The organism is Pseudodesulfovibrio sp. 7M6 (genome assembly GCF_050058625.1).
GTDB classification, from domain to species: Bacteria; Desulfobacterota; Desulfovibrionia; order Desulfovibrionales; family Desulfovibrionaceae; genus Pseudodesulfovibrio; species Pseudodesulfovibrio salinus.
The window spans coordinates 267,577-286,874 of record NZ_CP188816.1 but is presented as its reverse complement, the minus strand read 5'-3'; the positions used below and the strand labels follow the sequence as shown (position 1 = coordinate 286,874).

At 53.4% G+C, this 19,298-nt stretch carries 19 protein-coding genes and 2 tRNA genes; 9 read left to right on the top strand and 12 right to left on the bottom strand.

Features of this window, described 5'->3' with window-relative positions:
* Positions 1-6 precede the first annotated feature (6 nt).
* The 8 genes from ACI0FG_RS01295 to ACI0FG_RS01260 form a co-directional block, all read right to left on the bottom strand.
* Positions 7-594 carry a hypothetical protein gene (locus tag ACI0FG_RS01295; RefSeq protein ID WP_419786750.1) on the bottom strand — a complete coding sequence of 196 codons (588 nt, stop codon included), beginning with the start codon at positions 592-594 and terminating at the stop codon, positions 7-9.
* 129 nt (positions 595-723) lie between these two features.
* Positions 724-1,593 carry an RHS repeat-associated core domain-containing protein gene (locus ACI0FG_RS01290; RefSeq protein WP_419786749.1) on the bottom strand — a complete coding sequence of 290 codons (870 nt, stop codon included), beginning with the start codon at positions 1,591-1,593 and terminating at the stop codon, positions 724-726.
* A 387-nt stretch (positions 1,594-1,980) separates the two neighbouring features.
* On the bottom strand, positions 1,981-2,145 hold the full coding sequence (locus ACI0FG_RS01285; RefSeq protein WP_419786748.1) for a hypothetical protein: 165 nt from the start codon (positions 2,143-2,145) through the stop codon (positions 1,981-1,983).
* Between the two features lie 29 nt (positions 2,146-2,174).
* Entirely contained in the window at positions 2,175-2,525 is a 351-nt protein-coding gene (locus ACI0FG_RS01280) for a hypothetical protein (protein WP_419786747.1), read from the bottom strand.
* Between the two features lie 50 nt (positions 2,526-2,575).
* Complete coding sequence (locus tag ACI0FG_RS01275) at positions 2,576-3,772, bottom strand: RHS repeat domain-containing protein (protein WP_419786746.1); 1,197 nt, start codon at positions 3,770-3,772, stop codon at positions 2,576-2,578.
* Between the two features lie 251 nt (positions 3,773-4,023).
* Entirely contained in the window at positions 4,024-4,596 is a 573-nt protein-coding gene (locus ACI0FG_RS01270; RefSeq protein WP_419786745.1) for a pentapeptide repeat-containing protein, read from the bottom strand.
* A gap of 176 nt (positions 4,597-4,772) precedes the next feature.
* Positions 4,773-5,903 carry an acyltransferase family protein gene (locus tag ACI0FG_RS01265; RefSeq protein WP_419786744.1) on the bottom strand — a complete coding sequence of 377 codons (1,131 nt, stop codon included), beginning with the start codon at positions 5,901-5,903 and terminating at the stop codon, positions 4,773-4,775.
* 231 nt (positions 5,904-6,134) lie between these two features.
* A complete protein-coding gene (locus tag ACI0FG_RS01260) occupies positions 6,135-6,545 on the bottom strand; it encodes a GNAT family N-acetyltransferase (RefSeq protein ID WP_419786743.1) in 411 nt (136 codons plus the stop codon).
* A 1,345-nt stretch (positions 6,546-7,890) separates the two neighbouring features.
* Between ACI0FG_RS01260 and ACI0FG_RS01255 the strand changes: the two genes are divergently transcribed.
* The gene (locus tag ACI0FG_RS01255) at positions 7,891-8,874 is read left to right on the top strand and encodes a DUF3644 domain-containing protein (protein WP_419786742.1); all 984 of its coding nucleotides are present in this window, start codon (positions 7,891-7,893) and stop codon (positions 8,872-8,874) included.
* Positions 8,875-9,049: 175 nt separating this feature from the next.
* Complete coding sequence (locus ACI0FG_RS01250) at positions 9,050-9,799, top strand: hypothetical protein (protein ID WP_419786741.1); 750 nt, start codon at positions 9,050-9,052, stop codon at positions 9,797-9,799.
* Between the two features lie 193 nt (positions 9,800-9,992).
* Here the strand turns inward: ACI0FG_RS01250 and ACI0FG_RS01245 are convergent.
* The 3 genes from ACI0FG_RS01245 to ACI0FG_RS01235 form a co-directional block, all read right to left on the bottom strand.
* Positions 9,993-10,069: transfer RNA gene (locus tag ACI0FG_RS01245), tRNA-Asp, on the bottom strand.
* A gap of 44 nt (positions 10,070-10,113) precedes the next feature.
* A tRNA-Val gene (locus ACI0FG_RS01240) sits at positions 10,114-10,189 on the bottom strand.
* A 179-nt stretch (positions 10,190-10,368) separates the two neighbouring features.
* Positions 10,369-11,646 carry an RsmB/NOP family class I SAM-dependent RNA methyltransferase gene (locus ACI0FG_RS01235; protein ID WP_419786740.1) on the bottom strand — a complete coding sequence of 426 codons (1,278 nt, stop codon included), beginning with the start codon at positions 11,644-11,646 and terminating at the stop codon, positions 10,369-10,371.
* Between the two features lie 189 nt (positions 11,647-11,835).
* Between ACI0FG_RS01235 and ACI0FG_RS01230 the strand changes: the two genes are divergently transcribed.
* The 7 genes from ACI0FG_RS01230 to ACI0FG_RS01200 all read left to right on the top strand — a co-directional run bounded on the left by ACI0FG_RS01230 (position 11,836) and on the right by ACI0FG_RS01200 (position 18,707).
* Positions 11,836-13,506 carry an FG-GAP repeat domain-containing protein gene (locus tag ACI0FG_RS01230; RefSeq protein ID WP_419786739.1) on the top strand — a complete coding sequence of 557 codons (1,671 nt, stop codon included), beginning with the start codon at positions 11,836-11,838 and terminating at the stop codon, positions 13,504-13,506.
* Positions 13,507-13,565: 59 nt separating this feature from the next.
* Positions 13,566-14,579, top strand: a complete 1,014-nt coding sequence (locus tag ACI0FG_RS01225) for a TRAP transporter substrate-binding protein (protein ID WP_419786738.1) — start codon at positions 13,566-13,568, stop codon at positions 14,577-14,579.
* Between the two features lie 46 nt (positions 14,580-14,625).
* The gene (locus tag ACI0FG_RS01220) at positions 14,626-15,114 is read left to right on the top strand and encodes a TRAP transporter small permease (protein ID WP_419786737.1); all 489 of its coding nucleotides are present in this window, start codon (positions 14,626-14,628) and stop codon (positions 15,112-15,114) included.
* A complete protein-coding gene (locus ACI0FG_RS01215; RefSeq protein WP_419786736.1) occupies positions 15,114-16,418 on the top strand; it encodes a TRAP transporter large permease in 1,305 nt (434 codons plus the stop codon). The genes ACI0FG_RS01220 and ACI0FG_RS01215 overlap by 1 nt, the downstream gene beginning before the upstream one ends.
* 106 nt (positions 16,419-16,524) lie before the next feature.
* On the top strand, positions 16,525-17,442 hold the full coding sequence (locus ACI0FG_RS01210; protein ID WP_419786735.1) for a pseudouridine synthase: 918 nt from the start codon (positions 16,525-16,527) through the stop codon (positions 17,440-17,442).
* 139 nt (positions 17,443-17,581) lie between these two features.
* Positions 17,582-18,139, top strand: a complete 558-nt coding sequence (locus ACI0FG_RS01205) for a BON domain-containing protein (protein WP_419786734.1) — start codon at positions 17,582-17,584, stop codon at positions 18,137-18,139.
* Positions 18,140-18,161: 22 nt separating this feature from the next.
* On the top strand, positions 18,162-18,707 hold the full coding sequence (locus tag ACI0FG_RS01200; protein WP_419786733.1) for a C40 family peptidase: 546 nt from the start codon (positions 18,162-18,164) through the stop codon (positions 18,705-18,707).
* A 64-nt stretch (positions 18,708-18,771) separates the two neighbouring features.
* Here ACI0FG_RS01200 and ACI0FG_RS01195 read toward each other — a convergent pair whose 3' ends face one another.
* On the bottom strand, positions 18,772-19,236 hold the full coding sequence (locus tag ACI0FG_RS01195) for a hypothetical protein (protein WP_419786732.1): 465 nt from the start codon (positions 19,234-19,236) through the stop codon (positions 18,772-18,774).
* Between the last annotated feature and the right edge of the window lie 62 nt (positions 19,237-19,298).

Genomic DNA, 19,298 nt, shown 5'->3' with positions numbered 1-19,298 from the left:
TCAGACTCAGTACTGTGTAACAGGTTGGCCATCTTTCTCAATGCGAACGAGCTGCAGGTCGTTATTGAACCGGATAAGCCCTATCCCTGAAGCATACGTCCTTGGGATGCAGTAATCTCCGCCAACTTCTATTACTGTCCGCTCTTTCCCGAAAAGAAACTTCTTATAGGTCGACAGAATTTTGCATTTGGACATGACCTTCTCTTTCGTGTGCAATGTCACCATCCGCCCCCAAGTAGGCTTTTGGGTGTCGAACTCGACAAGACGAACAGGGCCTGAATTTGCACCCCATTTCTTTATCAGCAAACGGGCTCCATCTGCCATAATGCCATACACTTCATTAAGTTCGTTGATGCAAAGACTTGCTGGCTCCACTTTTACGGGGAAAGTTATCGTGCTCTCCACAATAAGCGCGTCCTCCTTATCCCATGCCAGACCTCCTTTACGCATAGTGAGACCACCAGCACCCTCATAGTAGTACCAGTATCCTGGCTTTGGACCGATGAAATCAACAGGTACAATATTTTCCTGAGCGAATGCACATGAAGGAACGACAAAAAAGCAAACAGCTAAATAAAACAGAATATTTTTCATAATTAGCCTATGGCACTAGTAAGTCGGATGGATTGTTCCTCCTCGAGTATCGCCTGGAACCCACGGATTGTTAGTCCAAAATACAGAATCGCTATTGCGATATGCGTTAGAATATTTCGTCTCAACAACTTAGCGATCCCTTTGCTCAAGAGTTACCTTTATTGCCTCTGTTCTATCTCCACACTCTCTAACAGTAGAACGCTTTCTTTCTTCAGTAATAGTATATACTTTTTCCAACAACACAGGAACGATATTCAAGCTAAAAGGAAAGACAACTGGATTTGGATAGCTATACGTCGCTTTACCCTTCTTGACAGCACTCCATCCTGAAAATCCTGAGTGGTAAAAGCACATTACAAGCTTGCATTTGCAGTTTGGATGTGGCTTTTCAGGGGCATTGCTCAAGTCATCAAAGAACATTCTGCCGTCAAGGGCACGGCACTTTTCACATGCTTTGGGGCTTGCCTGCCATTGCCAGCTATCTTGAAAAGAAGGCTCTGTTTCATAAGGTCCTTCCGGCGCTTCCGGATGACTCCCCATCAACCCCAAGGGATCATTGCCATTGACCGGATCATCCAGACAATACCCATACCAGTCCGGATCACCACCCTCGTCGCCCAGCGGATCGGGAGCTGTCCACCTGTCGGTGAAGGTGTCGTAATCCCGCCAGCCGAAACGGACGAAGCCCAGGTCCCGGTCATGCAGGCCGCCCGCAAAACCGATGGGGACGCGCAGGCCCGGGTTGGTGTCCTTGATGATCCCGCCGAAGGGATCGTACAGGATTTCCTTTATCACGTCGCCATCCGAGCCGACAACCACGCGCAGAGAGCCGACCTGATCAAAGTGCAGGGTGAACACGGCCCCGTCCTCGCGCCGCATGGCCGAGGGAAGCCGTTCATTGTCCGAGTACCCGAACTCGTAACCCATGCGCCCGTCGTGGAACGCGCTAAGCCGAACGAAGTCAAGCCATCGGTGGGCCTCGACGAGAAGGAGGGACATGGCGGCTCCCTCCTTTTCAAATTTGACTGCTTTCCTGATAAGCGAGGGCTGTATGGGCCGTCATGATCGCCTTACAAGGCCCCGTCCGCCAGACGCCGCCTAGCACTCACCATACAAATCAAACACGCCCGAGGCTTTTGCCTCGGGCGTATCGGTGAATCTAAAGGGAAGACAGGAAGATCAATGTCGCAAAAGCACCAATGATGATACATATGATCCCGTTGATAAGTTTCTCACGCGGGTTCAGGCCTTCATCTTTGTTGAACCACCGTTTCCATGAAAACGGGCGAAGGTCTGTATGCCGAGAGTAATACCACTCTCGTATGAAGACGACTCCACCAACAGAGCAAACAATGCTTGCAATAATCCAAAAGACGAGACCTGCTATCACTTTTTCCTCTTCCCGGTTTCCAGGGCTTTACTCAGCCAAAAATCGGTATATTCACTGCCAACGATTGAGCCGACAACACCTCCAAGGTTACTTGCATCTTTCAGCGGCTTGGGAGGTATGTTTTTGGGTGGTGTAATTCTGCCGAAGTTCTTTCCAATCATTCCTGCCCATCCTAAAGGCCTGCTTCATCCTATGTCTGGGACCTTTTTTTCATGTAATACAAAAACAATGCACTACAGGACCAGACGGCACCGATAATTTTTCTGGTTTGCGGAATGTCGTCAGCAACAAGAAAAGCAACGCCCACTGCCAGCATGGTCAACAACAAAATATAAAAACAAAGTAACCATCCTCTTAGAGCCAGGACATTGAGCAAGACAACAATTACAACGATAAAAAGATAATCGAGAGGTATAAGTGCGTTGCTTCTGATCCATCCATTAACAAAAAAATACAACAGTGGAAGTAGAAAGAAAACTGAAGCCACGATCAACGAAACAAACAACCCTCGATTATAATGTTCTTTTTTTAGTATACCCACTTACTTCTCCATATTCCGGGAGCAGGCTTTTCACCTGCCCCCGTCCTTGGCTATTTCCCGATTCTTCTTTTGGCACGCCCTATTCGCTTTTTGTATATTTCTTCATCAGTATCTGTTGTAACCGTATCCCATATACCTTTAAGCAAATTATAGTCACTTGCCTCATTATCGAGTTCCTTTTTCATCTTCCAATCGTTCTCGTCCGTATATTCTTCCTTCTGTTCAGCAAGTCGTTTCTTAACATGTTTGCTGGTTCCGATCCCCCCAAAAAGCATATCCAAGCCCGGAACATATTCGGTGATAATGCGTCCGTCCGGGACATCCTCACCATATTCATTTTTCAATAACCCAACCGGGTCCACCCCGTTGACCGGATCATCGAGGCAATAGCCATACCAATCCGTATCGCCGCCCTTGTCACCGATGGGGTCGGGCGCGGTCCACCTGCCGGTGAAGGTGTCGTAGTCCCGCCAGCCGAAGCGGACGAAGCCCAGGTCGCGATCGTGCAACCCTCCAGCGAAGCCGATGGGGAGGCGAAAGCCGGGGTTGCTGTCTTCTATAATCCCGCCGAACGGGTCGTACAGAATCTCCTTTATCACCTCGCCGTCAGCATTGGCAACCACGCGAAGGGAGCCGACCTGATCGTAAAACAAGTAGGCCTCAGCTCCGTCTTCGCGCTGCATGGCGTAGGGAGTGCGTTCGTTGTTGCGGTAGGCAAAACGGTAGCCGGACTCGCCGTCGTGAAAACCATCCAGGCGCAGGAAGTCGAGCCAGTGGTAGGTTTCCACAGCCCGACCGTTGCGGTACTTGGCCGCCCGGCGGCCTTGGTCGTCGTGGGTGAACTCGAAGACCTCGCCGGTTTCGCGCTTCTCGGCCTTCATGAGCCGATAGTCCGGGCCGTATTCGTAGAGCGTATACTGCCCGCCGTGGTTCCAGATGGAGCGGAACCCGTTCTTGTCGTGGGTGTAACCGTTGTTTCCCGCCCGCTGGAGCCGATTGTCCATGACCGAATACGTGAAGTTACGGTAGTGCGTGTCCAGGTGCGGAAAGTAGTCGCGGGAGCGGCGGCCCTCCCGGTCGTAGCCGATGTCGCAGACGGTCCGACCGTCCCGCGTGGCGCCGGTCAGCCTACCCGCCTTGTCATAGGCGTAGCTCCATACGGTGGGCTTGCCCGCCACGATTTCGGTTTTCCCGATAATGCGGCCATCCGGGCCGGGCCGCAAATCACAACGATACGGCTCATTCATGCTATTTCTCCTTGCGTTTCGTTCCCGGAGGGCATCCCCAGAAATCCCGACGAGCCTACACCCGTTTTTCGGCCCAAGGGAAAACGGCAATGAGAAGCGACAAAACGGGTAAAAAAGGTATAACTTGGCGGCTTGACAGGGTTTGGAATCACTAGAACGGAATGACGGGACAAAAAAAGGACACCAATTCAACTGAATTGACGCCCTTACTTAGCTAGCAAAACTGAAAGGCCTCCCACGCGACAAAGACTTTACTCAAGCACAATATCAAAATTGGCTAGCAAAGACACGGCCTCAGGCAACGAAAACACTGTTTTTTCCAAACGATTCGACTCGGCCTTGATAAAGTAGTTTCGAGACGTGGCAAAATTCGCGAAACACAAATCGGTTTGGTGAAACTGACATTGTGACAGGTCGCAATCATCAAAAACAGCATGTACCAGCTTGGTGTTGGAAAAGGTGGCTCCAGTCAAATCGCATGACACAAACCGCTGCTTTGACAGGTTCATGTTCATAAAGACGTTGTCCCGCATGATGCACCCTTCGACTGATGCTGTCGGAAAGCCCAGAATGTGGCTCCAATCAAGGCCGACCATTTTGGTATTGACGAAACGCACATCGGCCAGAATCGGTCGGATGAACTCCGCAAGCGACAGATTGCACTGGACAAACTCGCAGGCATCAAAAGAACAATCCACAAAACGACAGGACTGAAAACTGCAATTCTTGAATACACACTGCTGAAAGGAAACCTCTTCCAAATCCTGATCAGAGGCAAGTTGGTCAAAGATCGCCTCCACATAAGTCTCTCCTGCATCCCACATATTCCACCCGCTGCCGGTTAAACCAGATTCTGACCACCAAGCCTAACCAAACTTCTCCCGGAATCAAAAGAAAAAGGACACCAATAAACGGATCGAAGTCCTTGTTCTTTCTGGCGGAGTCGAGGGGACTCGAACTGCCCCCCCCCACCCAAACGCTGGCTCCAACAGAATCAATATCAAAACAAGTCTCTCAAAACAGGCAGTTTGCAAATATAGAGAGCCAATGAAAACGTGATGATTACCCCGGGAATCCCGATCAAAAAAAAGTTCACCAAAGGATACTGCGTCATGTGCGGCTCATACAGTTTCCCGATCAGGCACAAGGGGATGATTTGAATAATGTATGCGGCATAGGCCACACGCGAAAAACGCTTGGACCATTTGGAAGTGAAGTTGAACAAGGTCTTGTAACCGTACACGAGGAAAATACTCATACCGATAACCTCAAAAGGACGACTTGCCATAGGAGACAGCGGATCCAAAAACACCCTTGCTAAAATCCATACGACCATCCAAATGAAGGCGTGGTTGAAGTTCAGTGCATCGAGCCACTGGTTCTTCTGAGCCAGCAGGCCGAAACAAAACATGGACACGTACATGGGAAAATACTTCAGGAGGTGAAACCCAAGAAAATCATCTCCCACCACATTCATGACATGTAATGCGATGAAATTAACTGGAATCATGGCTGTTGCAAACAACAGTATCTTGAAAGAACTGGGGAAAGGAGCAGGCGATGCTGGAGTGACATCAACGGATGGAGTAAATGCTCGCACAAGAACATAGACAGCATTAAACACGATCAAGGACCAACAAAACCACGTCACCCCCATAATCAGATTCCATGATCTCAACATGTCCGTGTACATTTGGACGACCATTCGCATGGTGTCCCACAAGGTTTCATCCTTCGCGATGTAAAACGCGACCGGATCAATCAACAGTATCGTCAATACGGTGGGAATCCCCAAGCGCTTGAGCTTCCCCTTCATGAATAGCCAAGCCCCCTTTTTTGCATAAGATGGCCGGACGAAATACGCTGAGATAAAAAAGAACAGGCTCATGAAAAAGCCTTGGTTAATCGACTGAAATGTCCTGAGAATGCCGTATTGATACTGTTCCGACAAGCGAACGTGAAGAAGATTTATAGGAAACGGGTCAAGCCCGGCAATTGCCGCAGAATGGTGCAAGATGACCAGCACGGCAAGAGTCCACTTGATGTTATCCAAGTAGTCAAACCGGGAAGACGCTTCTACTCTCACTCCAGGTGTAGCCACGTCATTGCGGCTAGCATCTATCGTACTCATCCCTCCCCCTACGGTGTTAAAAGATGCCCAATAATGCCATTCCTACCACGACCTGCCCGTTATTGGCAAAAGAAGAAGCAATGCCAGGCCTGAACGTCTTGAATAGGGGCCACCCAAAGGGGGAAAATGAAAAGAAAATGGAAAAGCCCCAACAGTAAACTGTAAGGGCTTGTTCGTTACTGGCGGAGCCGAAGGGACTCGCCCCCCCAGCCTCCGGCATGATGTGCGGGATCACAGCACCAGGGCCAATCGCAGCATATCCTTGAGTTGAATGCCCGATTCGAAAATCGGCTCATCATAGTTATCAACAAAGAAATCAGGAACTATTCCAACCACCCGGAACCCGGCACGCTGGTAAAACCTCAGTTGGTACCCAAAAGTCCCGGTGCCCAACTCAACTCGCTTGAAACCTTTAGCCTTTGCTTCCCGAATGACATGGCGCAACAAAGCCGTGCCGATTCCCTGCTTCTGCCTGTTGGAGCAGACGGCAATATTATACAGTTCCAAAACTGAATCCTCGATCCGATTCAAAACACATACACCGAGGGTTTCATCCGATTTCATGACGAGATAACACAAAGAGCCAGTAAGATACTCTTTGATATTCTTTTCAGACGGATCGGCTTCAAGCAAAAGATGCATAGGCATCTCATCTGGCGATACGGAAATTATATGCGGCATAAGAACACCCCCTCCAAACCTGGGGACAAAATACCAACAAATCGGTATTGCGTCTTCAAATTTCAATTCAGCAACCACCAGTACGAAGAAAGGGAATGCCAAGGCTAACGGTATGATAATAGTTTACCGAAGCTGTTACACCGGCAACCATGAAGGGTGGGCGCCACACCCTACGGAGCACATCTTGGAACACCTTAAGGGGTACGACATTGGGAAGCCGGATCGCCTGAAAAAAGGATTGCTGACAAGGGAATTCTAATTGAGCAGCTACGAAAATGCTTCACGCACAATGTATGCAAAAAGGCGGGAGTTCCGTACTTCGGATTTCATAGCATCCGTAGATTCACCCCATCCAGCTCTTAGATGCCGGACATCCGAAAATGAACCTGACTATCATGAACGACACCAATGACATTGAGTTCTAATCCGGTGGAAATGTTGACAACACTGCTTTCATCATTGGGTTTCTGGAATACTTGGAAGCCTACCCGGAAGACCCCATCATGACTGAGATTACTCAAGCTCTTCAGGCTTCGGATTCCGAGGAAATTACTGAGGACTTTGATCCTCACAAGAAAGCCATTTAGGCAGACCTCAACCCCTCATCAAACCTGGGCTGGAGCGAAAGTTCCAGCCCTTTCTATTTGTTCAGACCTTGGCATTTTCTTGATGGACGGGTATGTGGCTATAAACACGAACGATTAAAAGGTGAACTATGTCTTCAGTTCATGGAGGGACCATCGGACGATGGTTCGAAGAACTTTGCCGTATCAAGCATACTCAACTCGTAGAGGTGGTGTCAAAAAACCACGAAAGTCTAAAGGCCAACGTATTGCCGAAAGAAAGCGGCATATATGCTTTTTGGTGGACCGGGAGTTCTGAACGACTCAGGCAAAGGAATAAGCACATAATTCTTAAAGGTCCCGGAGAGCGACCTGTCGAACTTATTTTTGATGATGAGTGGCTGGGAACTGAAGCTGGTTATCCTGTCCCGTTGTACGTTGGGAAGACCACTTCGGGAATCAATCGAAGAATTGGTCAGCACCTTATGCTGAAAGCGAAGCGAATACTCCCTTTGGGCGAGAACTCACAAAAGGCCAAGGCCCCAACTACGTCCTGTCAACTCCGAGCTGGTGTTGAACACTTCTTCCAAACCGAAGAAGACACCAGGACTCTTATCTTAGAAAATATTGGGTTGTCCTGTCCTGCTTGATGGCGATGAACATGCAGCGAATAGATTCTATCTGGAAGACTTGGCAATCGGTTTGATGAGACCTCCCTTGAACGTGGATATAGAGAGATAATCATGGCAGCCAAACGAATCAGAAAATGGGGATCGATCAAAGATGAGTTGATTAAGAAATCGCGTGAAGCGGCCCTTGCCGCCGTTCAAATATTCAACAATCCGAGTATAACTTTTAAGGCTGAAAGCTATGTCGTCTTGATGATCATTTCTTGGACCTACCTGCTTCACGCATTTTACCGATCTCAAAAGGTCACATACCGTTACTATGAACAGAGAGGAAAACGAAAAGTCTACGACAAAACCAAGAACGGAGCCTACAAGTATTGGGAGCTTGAACGTTGCCTCAATGATGATAAATCCCCCATCGACAAAGACACTGCTAACAACCTCAGGTTCTTAATTGGCTTAAGGCATGAGATAGAGCATCAAATGACTTCGAGAATTGATGATGTTCTTAGCGCCAGGTTCCAAGCGTGCTGTCTCAACTATAATAGGTATATAAAAGCACTCTTTGGCGACAAACATGGCATTGAAAAACATCTGTCATTTAGCCTTCAATTTTCAACGATTGATGACGAGCAAAAAGAGCTTCTTGAGGAATACGAAGATTTACCCAAAAGCCTCAAGACTTACGTACTCGACTTCGATGAGGCTTTGACAGAGGAAGAATATGCCAGCCAGCACTATGCTTACCGAATTCTTTTTGTTCCCAAGGCTGCTAACAGAAAAAACCAAGCAGACCGGGTGATTGAGTTCGTCAAAGCTGATGACCCCTTGGCGAGCAAGATCAACAAAGAATACACCATCGTAAAAGAGGCTGAAAAAGCGAAATATCTACCAAGCCAAATCGTAGAGAAAATGAACGACGAAGGCTTCTCCAAGTTCAATATGTACCACCATACTCAGCTATGGAAGAAACATGATGCCCAGAATCCCAAGAAAGGCTTTGGCGTAATGGTGGCGGGGAAATATTGGCACTGGTACGAACATTGGCTAACTCTCGTCAGAGATCACTGCAATAAAAATAAAGCAAAGTATGAATAGGGACATTATGAAGGGCTGGAGCAAATATTCCAGCCCTTTCTTTTTAGATTATCAAAGCACAGCCTTTTACATTATCAAAAATAACCTTTAATAATATCAAATTATACTAACCACTTGACAGAGGATTCATACGTGCTACCGTATTTCTAAAAGCACCCAAAAGAGGAGAATTGCTGTGGCATCATTTGAGGGAACAACACAAGAATTCCATCACTATATTGGCCCCAGAATCAGAAACGCAGTGAACTCTTTAACTCGAAAGGCACGACTTGAGCGGAATGATGTCTGCGAGTTTTGCGGAAAGAAGGCAACCTTAGAGTCAGCCCATGCTCACGGAATGGGGCGTAGAGAAATCATCGAAGGCGTTTTGATAAACTATACTGATGGAAAGACGATAAGAATCCCCGATCTTAATAGTCTAGAACAGGAAATCCTTGATGCTCACCAACCCCTTTCAAGCACCTTCAAGTTTATATGCAAGCCTTGCCATACAGAGTATGACTCAAACATCGTCAAACCGACAAAAGAATCCCTACCTTTCGATCAATCAGAATACGAAGGACAGACGATTACAATCGGCTCATGTGACTTCCCATTGGAGCGAAATATGAAAAATGCTTCACCGACAAAGTCATACTTCTTGAGCATCATGCCAGACTTACTAAAATTACTACCTGATTCAGAAATCCAAAATTTAGCAGACATTGAGTTCTGTAGATCACATCTCTCGACAAACTATAGCGTGATCACGGAAGACAACTCTGTTGTCTTCGACTCTAATGGTCGTCGAAGATACTATCCCAACTTAGTAAATGACCGATATTACATCTGTAACGATTGGTACGACGAGAGAAGCAGGAATAATTTGGCAAAATGGCGCGAGTATTTAATCGACCTTGGCACAAGGATTGGCCCAAGGACCTGACACATCCCACTTCCCAAGCAAATCTGAGAGGATAAATGCATTTAGCCGGAAGCCGTGGCAAAATCGTACATTCCAACCCTGCGCGATTACTACCTAAAAATAAAAATGTGTCCGTTGGATGTGTCCGGTGTTTTTCGGACCAGAAAATAGAAAAAGGATCTTAACCTAAACGGTTAAGATCCTTGTTCTTTAGTGGCGGAGCCGAAGGGACTCGAACCCTCGGCCTCCGGCGTGACAGGCCGGCGTTATAACCAACTTAACTACGGCTCCGCATATACAATAAAGGGCGTTAAGTTGACCCCTTATATCTATTTTGGTGGGCGCGACAGGGCTCGAACCTGTGACCCTCGGCTTGTAAGGCCGATGCTCTCCCAGCTGAGCTACGCGCCCGCAAGAAGAGAGCTTTTAGCTTGGCGCGCTCCGGATTGTCAACCCATTTTTCAGGGGATTCAGACTCACCGGCATTTGCTCTCACCGCGTCAGCGAATAGGGATACTGCCTACAGCAAGCCTGTTTGTCAACGCTTTTTAATATTTTTTTTAGTGCATGCAAAACACTGAAATCACAAACTATTTTGCCGCAAGCAAAACCCGGCGGCCCTTGCGGGAGAGCCAGGCCAGCGGCAGGCCTCGAAAAACAAGGCCAACCGGCCCATTTCCAGGGCGATACTCCAGGCTTTGACCGGAAACCAACCGTGCAAGCATTTCGACTTCCTCAACATCCAGAATATCAACTTCGCGGTCCGATTCCGGGATAAGCACCCGGGCCAATCCATCAGGACGAAACGTCGCCCTATCCCCCTTTCCGGCCACCCGCCCCAGGCCATACCCCTGCCAACGCAGACCGGTCGGGATACGGGCCATTGCCTCGTAGTGCAGGAAATACGCCTTGCCGCCAAATTCGCGCACTTCTCCCGGCGGCAATCTGTCCCAGGCCAAGCCCGGGCATCCCGCCAGCCGACGCGTATCTATCTTTTGCCCCGGCAGCGATGCACCCTGCCCGACGGAGGGTTCCGACACCTCGCTCTCCTCGGGTTTGCGAAACCGGGCCAGAAAGAAGCCCTGTCCGTCCGACTCCTCGGCCACACGAAGCACGCCATCCATGCCCGGCATGAGCGGTTCGGCAAATTGAAAGCCCCTCGGCGGAGCAAGCGGTTCCAGCTGATAGCCGAGGACATCCATGGCCCACGCGACCTGTGCCTCGTTTTCCTCCACATTGGTGGTGCAGGTGGAATAGAGAACGACTCCTCCCGGCTCCAACAGATCATAGGCCCGCCGCAAAAGTTCTTTTTGCAACGCCACGAGCGGGCCGGTGCGGGATTCGTCCCACAGTTCCATCACCTTGGGATTCTTTTCCGCCGTGCCCCATCCACTGCATGGCGGATCAAGCTGAATATACTCCCACTGCCCATCCGGCAGGGGCAGATTCTGGGCCTCGCCCTTGGTCGTGGCCGTATTGGCGCAACCGGTCCGGCGCAGATTGGCCCGCAGCGTGCCTATCCGGTCGGCGGACGGCTCGGAACCAAGCACAAAGCCCTCGCGGCCCACCAGACCGGAAAGCAGCCCGGTCTTGCTGCCCGGCGCGGAACACATGTCGAGCACCGAGGCACCCCGGGCCGGAGCCAGGGCAAGAGGCGGCAGCATGGAAGAGCGGTCTTGTATATAGATATGGCCGAAACGGGCGGCCAGACTCTCCCCCAGGGCAAAGGGCTCCCGCACCAGACGGCGGGCCGACTCGAAAAAGGGTTCGGGCTCGAACTCGAACCCTTGTGCCCGCAACAAATCCTCGGCAATTCCGATTTTTTCAGGCGGACAGGTCAGGCGAAACGACCTGAGCGGACGGGTCATGTTTTCCTCCAGGAAATGAACAGGGAACAGGGTCCCTTTGATCGGCAAGGAATAGCGGCTTGTCCGTCCGGTGGCAACCGTTCAACCCTCTTTGCAACCCGGTGCGTAAACTGTTACAAGGACCTGCCGCACAACCACAGCAGCAACCGGCGGCAAACAGCGAACTACATCCCCTTTTCGGAGGAATTGATGAACAAGAAGCTTTTCAGCATCTCCCTGGTCGTCCTGATGACCACCCTTTTCCTGGCCGCTTCTGCACTGGCTCAGGATGCAAAAAAATTCGCCGTGCTCCCGTTCTCATACAACGGGCCACAAAAGTATGCCTATTTCCCGAAGGCCTTCCAGGCCAGCCTGCGCAGCAACCTTGAGTGGACCGGCCACGTTGCGCCCGCCAGCGACGAAAGCACAAAGGATGTGCCCGCGCCCAAGAGTAAGGCCGACGCCGTGAGCGTCATCAAAAGCTCGGCCCTGGACTATGTTGTTTCCGGCTCCATCGCTATTCTGGACACTCAGGCGACACTGACCCTCAAGGCCTACGACGCCGAAGGGTCGGAATGGTCCAAAACCGGCCAGATGAGCATTGATGAAATTACGCCCTGGCTGGATGAGCAGAGCAAGGCCATTCAGGGCGATGTTTTCCATCGTCCGGGATACTCCACCACCGAGAAAGCGGCCAAGTCCGAGGACCTCAAAACCACCCAGCAGGCCAATGCTCCGATCAATTCCGCTTTTGTCCCGGCAAATGATCAATATCAGGCAGCGGCACTGAACCCGCAGTTCCGTTATGAAGGCGGCACCGAGGACACCGGCCGCTGGCGGAGCCAGACCTTCCGCTTCTATTCCACGAGTATGGTCGTGGGTGATGGTGACGGCGACGGCAAAAACGAGGTCTTCATTCTCCACAAGGAAGGCATTTCCGCCTTCCGGTTCGAGCAGGGCAAGCTCAAGTTGCTCGACACACTGAACCTTTCGCCCAACAACACAGCTTACCTCCGAGTCAGCATGGTGGACGTCAACAAGGACGGCGCCGAAGATTTGGTCGTAGCCGCGTACCAGACCTATCAGCGCAACTACACCATGGCACCGGAAGGCTGGGTCAAGTCGTATATCCTCTCCTTCAAGGGAGGCAAATTCAGCTATATTGTCAAGCGCTGCTCCCAGTTCCTCGGTGTCTTGCGCATGCCCCCCACCTACATGCCCGTGCTCGTGGCCCAGCGCAAAGGGCAGAGGGACGTCTTCGACAAGCGAATCAACGAGGCCTATGTCAAGGGTGACGAAGTCGAGTTGGGACAGACCATTCCCGCTCCGCCCTTCAGCAATATCTTCGGCATGACTTACCTGCCTGACGGGCTGGGATACAAGTTTGCCGTTATTGATGATTTCCACAGGCTCAAAGTTTACAGCCAGACCATGGAAAGGCTCAGTGACAGCGGAGACGATCATTACAACAGTTCTGGCCTGGCCATTGAGACGGCGGACCGGGCTATCGGAATGGGACCTGGGACCACCAATGAGAAGTCCAACACCTATAATATTCCCATTCGTATGATCGCCGCATCGCTGCAAAAGAACGGCAAGTATGAACTGTTGGTCAACAAGGATCTGTCAATCGCCGCCAGGGTATTCGAACGCTACACCTACTTCTCCCAGGGTGAAATCCACTCCCTGGCATGGGACGGCGTGGGAATGAACCTTGCCTGGAAGACGCGCCGCATCAAGGGACAGGTGTCGGATGTAGCCTTGGCTGATCTGAACAACGACGGACACAAGCAGCTGTGCGTGCTGGTTAACACCTTCCCGGGCGGTTTGGGCTTCACCAAACGCAAGACAGTTGTACTGGCCTACAACCTGAATATGTAATCCCCCCGCCCGGGCGGCGTGAGAGACCGCCCGGGCGTTATTCCCAAGGAGAGAGAGTGATGAAACGTTTGCTGACCCTGTTGGCCGTTCTGGCCTTGATCGGGCTGACGGCGTCCGGCGCATGGGCCGGAACCACCCTGACCTATGCCAACTTTCCGCCCGCCAAAACCTTCCCCTGCGTGCAAATGGATCGGTGGAAGGCCGAGGTGGAGAAACGGACGGGGGGAGCCGTCACGGTACAGACCTTCCCCGGCTCGACCCTGCTGGGCGGCAAAAACATGTACCGGGGCGTGATGACCGGCCAGGCCGACATCGGCTGCATCAGCATCGCCTACTACCCCGGCGTGTTCCCTCTCATGTCCGCAGTAAACCTGCCCGTGGCCTTCTCCTCCACCGAGGTGGCCTCGCTGACCATGTGGGACCTGTTTCAGAAGTATCAGCCCAAGGAATTCAAGGGCGTCAAAGTCCTCACCATGTTCACCTCCGCGCCCTCTCACATCCAGAGCAAGGTGGCCATCCGGACCCTGGCCGATCTCTCCGGGGTGGAACTGCGCGGCGCAGGTTCCCTGGTCAGCTTCATCAACGACCTGGGCGGCCGGGGCGTGGGCATGCCCATGTCCGATACCCCGGAAGCGCTGCAAAAGGGCGTGGTCAAGGGGCTGGTCTCCTCCTTCGACGTGCTCAAGGATATGAACTTCGCGGAAATCTGCCACTATGAGACCATCACCAACCTGCCGGTCTATCCCTTTGCCGTCATCATGAACAAGGCCAAGTGGAACGCCCTGCCCGACGATGTGAAAAAGGTCCTGGACGACCTGGGCCGCGAGCAGGCGCAGTGGACCGGCAAGTACCTGGACGACTACGTCAGCCAGGCGCTGGCCTGGAGTAAGGACAAGTACGGTGTCGAGGTCTTTCGGCTGAGCGACGCCGACATGGCTGAAATAGCCTCCAAGGGACAGCCCATGATTGAAGCCTGGAAGAAGCAGGCTGCGGGCAAGGGGATCGATGCCGACGCCGTGCTTGCCGACATGCTGTCCTACAAGAAAAAGTACGAAGCCGAACTCGGTAACTAACCCGAACCCTTGCGTCCCCCGCTTCGGCGGGGGACGCCTTTTTCCAATGATCAACGCACTGGACCGATTGAGTGAATGGATAGCCCGGGGGCTTTCCCTGCTGGCCGGGTTGTTTCTGGTGGGCATGATGTGTCTGGCCTGCACCAATATGGTGCTGCGCGCGGTCTGGGTTCCCGTACAGGGCACCTTCGAGCTGATGGGCTTCATGGGGGCGGTGGTGGCGGCCTTTTCCCTGGCCATCGCCCAGCGGCGCAAGGCGCACATTGCCGTGGGGCTGCTGCTGAGCCGTTTCCCCCAACCCGTTCGCCGCATGGCCGATGCCCTGAGCAGTCTGGCCTCCTGCGCGTTCTTCGTACTGGCCGGAGTGGAAACCTGGAAATGGGCGCAGTTTTTGATCATGACGGGCGAACTCTCCGAATCGCTTCAGATAGTCTACCATCCCTTTGTGTTCGCCACCTCGGCAGGCTGCTTCGCCCTGTCCTTCATCCTGCTGGTGGACACCCTGAAAACACTGACCGCGGACAAGGTGCAGTAATGGACCCGATCACCGCCGGCATCGTCGGCACCCTCATCCTGCTCGTTGCCATATTCCTCCTGCGCATCCCCGTGGCCTTTGCCATGGGCATCATCGGATTCATCGGATTCGCCTACGTACTCAACTGGGACGCGGCCAAAGGTATGCTCGGCACCGAGCTGTGGAACGTGTTTTCCAAATACGGTCTGACGGTCATCCCCCTGTTCATCCTCATGGGGCAGATCTGTTTCTACTCCGGCGTCAACGAGCGGCTCTACAAGTCCGCCTACGCCTGGATGGGTGAAATCCGGGGCGGCCTGGGCATGACGACCATCCTCGCCTGCGCCGGATTCGCCGCCATATGCGGGTCCAACTCGGCCACCGCCGCCACCATGTCCACCGTGGCCCTGCCCCAGATGAAAAAATTCAACTACCACCCGGTACTTTCCGCCGGAGCGGTCGCGGCCGGAGCAACCCTGGGCGTGGTCATCCCGCCCTCGGTGGTACTCATCATCATCGGATTACAGACCAGTCAATCCATTGCCAAACTCTTCGTGGGCGGCATGATTCCCGGCATTTTGCTCACAGCTTTGTTCATGGGCACGGTCTGGTATCTGTGCAAGCGCCACCCCGACTGGGGCCCGGCCGGTCCCAAGACCACGCTGGCCGAAAAAATCCGCTCCCTGCCCGGCTCCATCGAGATGGTCATCATTTTCATGCTGGTTATGGGCGGCCTGTTCATGGGCCTCTTCACCCCCACAGAGGCGGGCGCGGCGGGCGCGGCCCTGTCCCTGATCATTTCAGTCATTTCTCGCAAACTTTCCTTCAAGGGGTTCTGTCTGGCGGTGAGCGATTCGCTCCGCATTTCCTGCATGATCATGGTCATCATGCTGGGCGCGGTCATCTTCGGCCGCTTCCTGGCCATCACCCGGCTCCCCTTCGAGGCCGCCGGATTCGTCGCCGGGCTGCCCATCCCGCCTATGGTCATCATTCTGGTCATCTGCCTCATCTACGTGATCGGCGGCATGGTCATGGACGCCCTGGCACTGCTCCTGGTGACGATCCCCATCTTCTTCCCGGTGGTCACGGCCATGGGTTTCGATCCGCTTTGGTTCGGCGTGCTCATCACCATCGTCACCACCCTGGGAGCCATCACCCCGCCGGTTGGCGTCAATCTGTTCATCGTGGCCTCCATGTCCAAGGATGTGACCATGGCGGGTGTTTTCAAGGGGGCAACCTATTTCCTGGTCGCCTACATTTTCTGCGTGGCCCTGCTCATGCTCTTTCCATGTCTGGTGACCGGACTGCCCGGACTGATGCAATAAACGGCTCCTTGCCGACATACGACTGATCCGGGTATGCTCACGCAGCCCCGGCCCCCGGCCATTGCCAAGACCTGCCCCAGCCGGGGACAGGCCGAAGAATATTGTTATGCCCAGCGCCCAGACCGTTATCGTGACCCAGGCCGAATCCGGCCAAAAGCTGCTCCAGTTCCTGGAGCGGCGACTGCATGGCGCGGTTCCCCGCTCCGCCATCCAGAAATGGATTCGCAAAGGACGGGTGAGGGTCAACAAGGGACGCAAGAAACCCTTTGACCGCATTCAGGCGGGACAGACGGTCCGCATCCCTCCATATGATGCTGGCGAACACGCGGCCGACCAAAAGCCGAACCCCCAAAATGAGAATGTCCACCTGGCAATAGCCTATGAGGACGAGCATATCCTTGCCGTTGCCAAACCCGCCGGACTGGCCGCTCACGGCGGCGACAAGATAAACGACTCCGTCATCTCCCGGCTGGCCGCCTTGTATGGCAATGACGATTTCCCCCCGACCCTGGCCCATAGGCTGGACCGGGACACCTCCGGTCTGCTCCTGGCCGCCAGGGACTATACCACCCTGCGGCGGCTCAACGACCTCTTCGCCTCGGGCGGCGTGGCCAAGGTCTATCTGGCATGGGTAGAGGGCATATGGCCCGAAACCGACACCGTGCTCCTGACGGACCGGATGGAGAAAAAGGGCTCTCCCGGCTCGCAACGGGTCGGCACCGGGTCGGGCAAGCCTGCCAGGGCGCGGATAACGCCGCTTGTCACCGGCCGCAGGCACAGCCTGCTCGCCATCCGCCTGCTCACAGGCCGCACCCACCAGATTCGAGTCCAGCTCGCCTCACGCGGCCACGCGGTTGTCGGCGACCGCAAATACGGAACAGGCCGGGACCACCCGCCCATGCGGCTGCACTGCTTTGCCATGCGCGTGGAGGATCTCACCCTGAAGCTGCCGCCGCGCTGGTCCGGCAAGTGGGCGATAGAACCCCACCTCCTGCACACGGTCCTCGGCCAACTCTTCGATTAAACAGTCCCGACCATCCAGCCCCCCTCTCTCTCGGCCTGAAAGATGGATAGGCATACTATCCTCCACCGCTCGCACAGGCTTGCGCCGCCGGAAGGAAATAGCTATGCAAACAATATCTAGAAAACCTCTTGGAGGAAACATGAACAAGAAATCAACACTGTCGACGATTCTCGCCCTGTTTGCGGCCATGCTGCTGCTCAATGCCTGCGCAGCCTATGACGTGGCCGTGGACGAGCGAACCGCCGGTCAGTGGGTGGACGACAAGAATATTTCCCTGACCATCGAAAAAGACTTCCTGGCCGACGATCTGGTCAAGTACCTGGACTACGATGCCTACTCATACCGGGGCCATGTCTACATCGTGGGTGAATATGAAAGCCGGGAACAGGTCAACCGTGCGGTCAAGATCGCCAAGAACATCCAGGGGGTGCACACGGTAACCACCTACCTGCTGCCCAAGAAGGCCGACGACGAAGGATGTTCCACTGTGGACACAGCCTCCCTCTATGGCAAGCTCAAGTCCAAGCTGGTGGACGACAAGAACATCTGGTCCACCAACATCGACATCAACATCGTGCAGTGCAACGTGGTCCTGCTCGGCATCATGGGTTCCCAGGCCGAAAAAGCGGCCGCCGAAGCCCACGCCCGGTCCGTTGAGGGCGTTCGCTCCGTCAAGAGCTTCCTGACCGTAAAATGATCGACAACCAACCGGAGGAGCCATGTTCGGAGCATCATCCGCCAGCCGTCTGTTTTCCGAAGACCGGAAACGGCTCTGGCTGCTGGTTTGTCTGATCCCGTCCCTGCTCCTGGCCGGAGGCTGCGCTGCAAAGCGGACCCCGCCCCCGGCATCCCCGGTTTCTTCCGGCGCGACCATCCACCGATCCGCAAGCACCAAGGCGGCAGGCGTGATCCGAACCGCCCGGTCGGTGCTCGGCGTGCGCTACAAGTGGGGCGGTTCATCCCCGGACCAGGGATTCGACTGCTCCGGTCTGGCCTGGTACGCGTTTCACCGAAACGGCGTGGAGATTCCGCGCCTTTCCTGGCAACAGCTGGGAGCCGGAAAGCCGATAAAGCGCAGCGAGCTGCGTCCCGGCGATCTCATCTTCCATCAGGTGGATAAAAAGAAAAAGGGGCTGCACGTTGGCATCGTCACGAACCGCGGCACCTTCATCCACGCCCCCAGTTCCGGCAAACAGGTCATGGAATCCCGAATTGACAACGCCTACTGGCGAAAGCACTACCTGGGCGCCCGCCGGGTCCTCTGACCCCAACAACGACAAAAGGGCCATCCCGCCGGGGATGGCCCTTTTTCATGATTGCATATTGCGGCTATTCCTTGGGAATAAGCGGCTTGTAATACATGCCGATTTTGATGCGGTCGGTCAGATATTCGCTCTTGAGCTTGATCTTGAGCTTGTCGTTTTCCCATTCGTAGACATCCCAGCTCCCACTCTTGTGATGGTCGGGCAGACCGTACTCATCCATGAGAATGGAGATGACGTGTTTGACGTCGCGCGCCTTGTCGATCTCGATGATGGTGGCATACAGCTTGTTCTCGCGAAAGGCATAGGTCACGCGGGTGTCTTCAATCTTGGATATCCCGCAGGACTCCACTTTCTTGACCTTGTAATACCGGATACCCCCCGCAGTGTGGGAAAACTCAAGCTGTTCCACAGCGGAAATGGGCTCGCCCCAGGGGATGGCATTACATTTTTTGTCCTGAGCAAGGGCCGCCGGAGCCGCCAGCAGCGATACGACCAGCAGCACGGCACAAAAGAACAGGGTTTTCCTCACGATCTCCTCCCGAAAAATGAAATTGCAGTCCTGAGCACTTTCAAGGACTTGGGCGCGCGTGT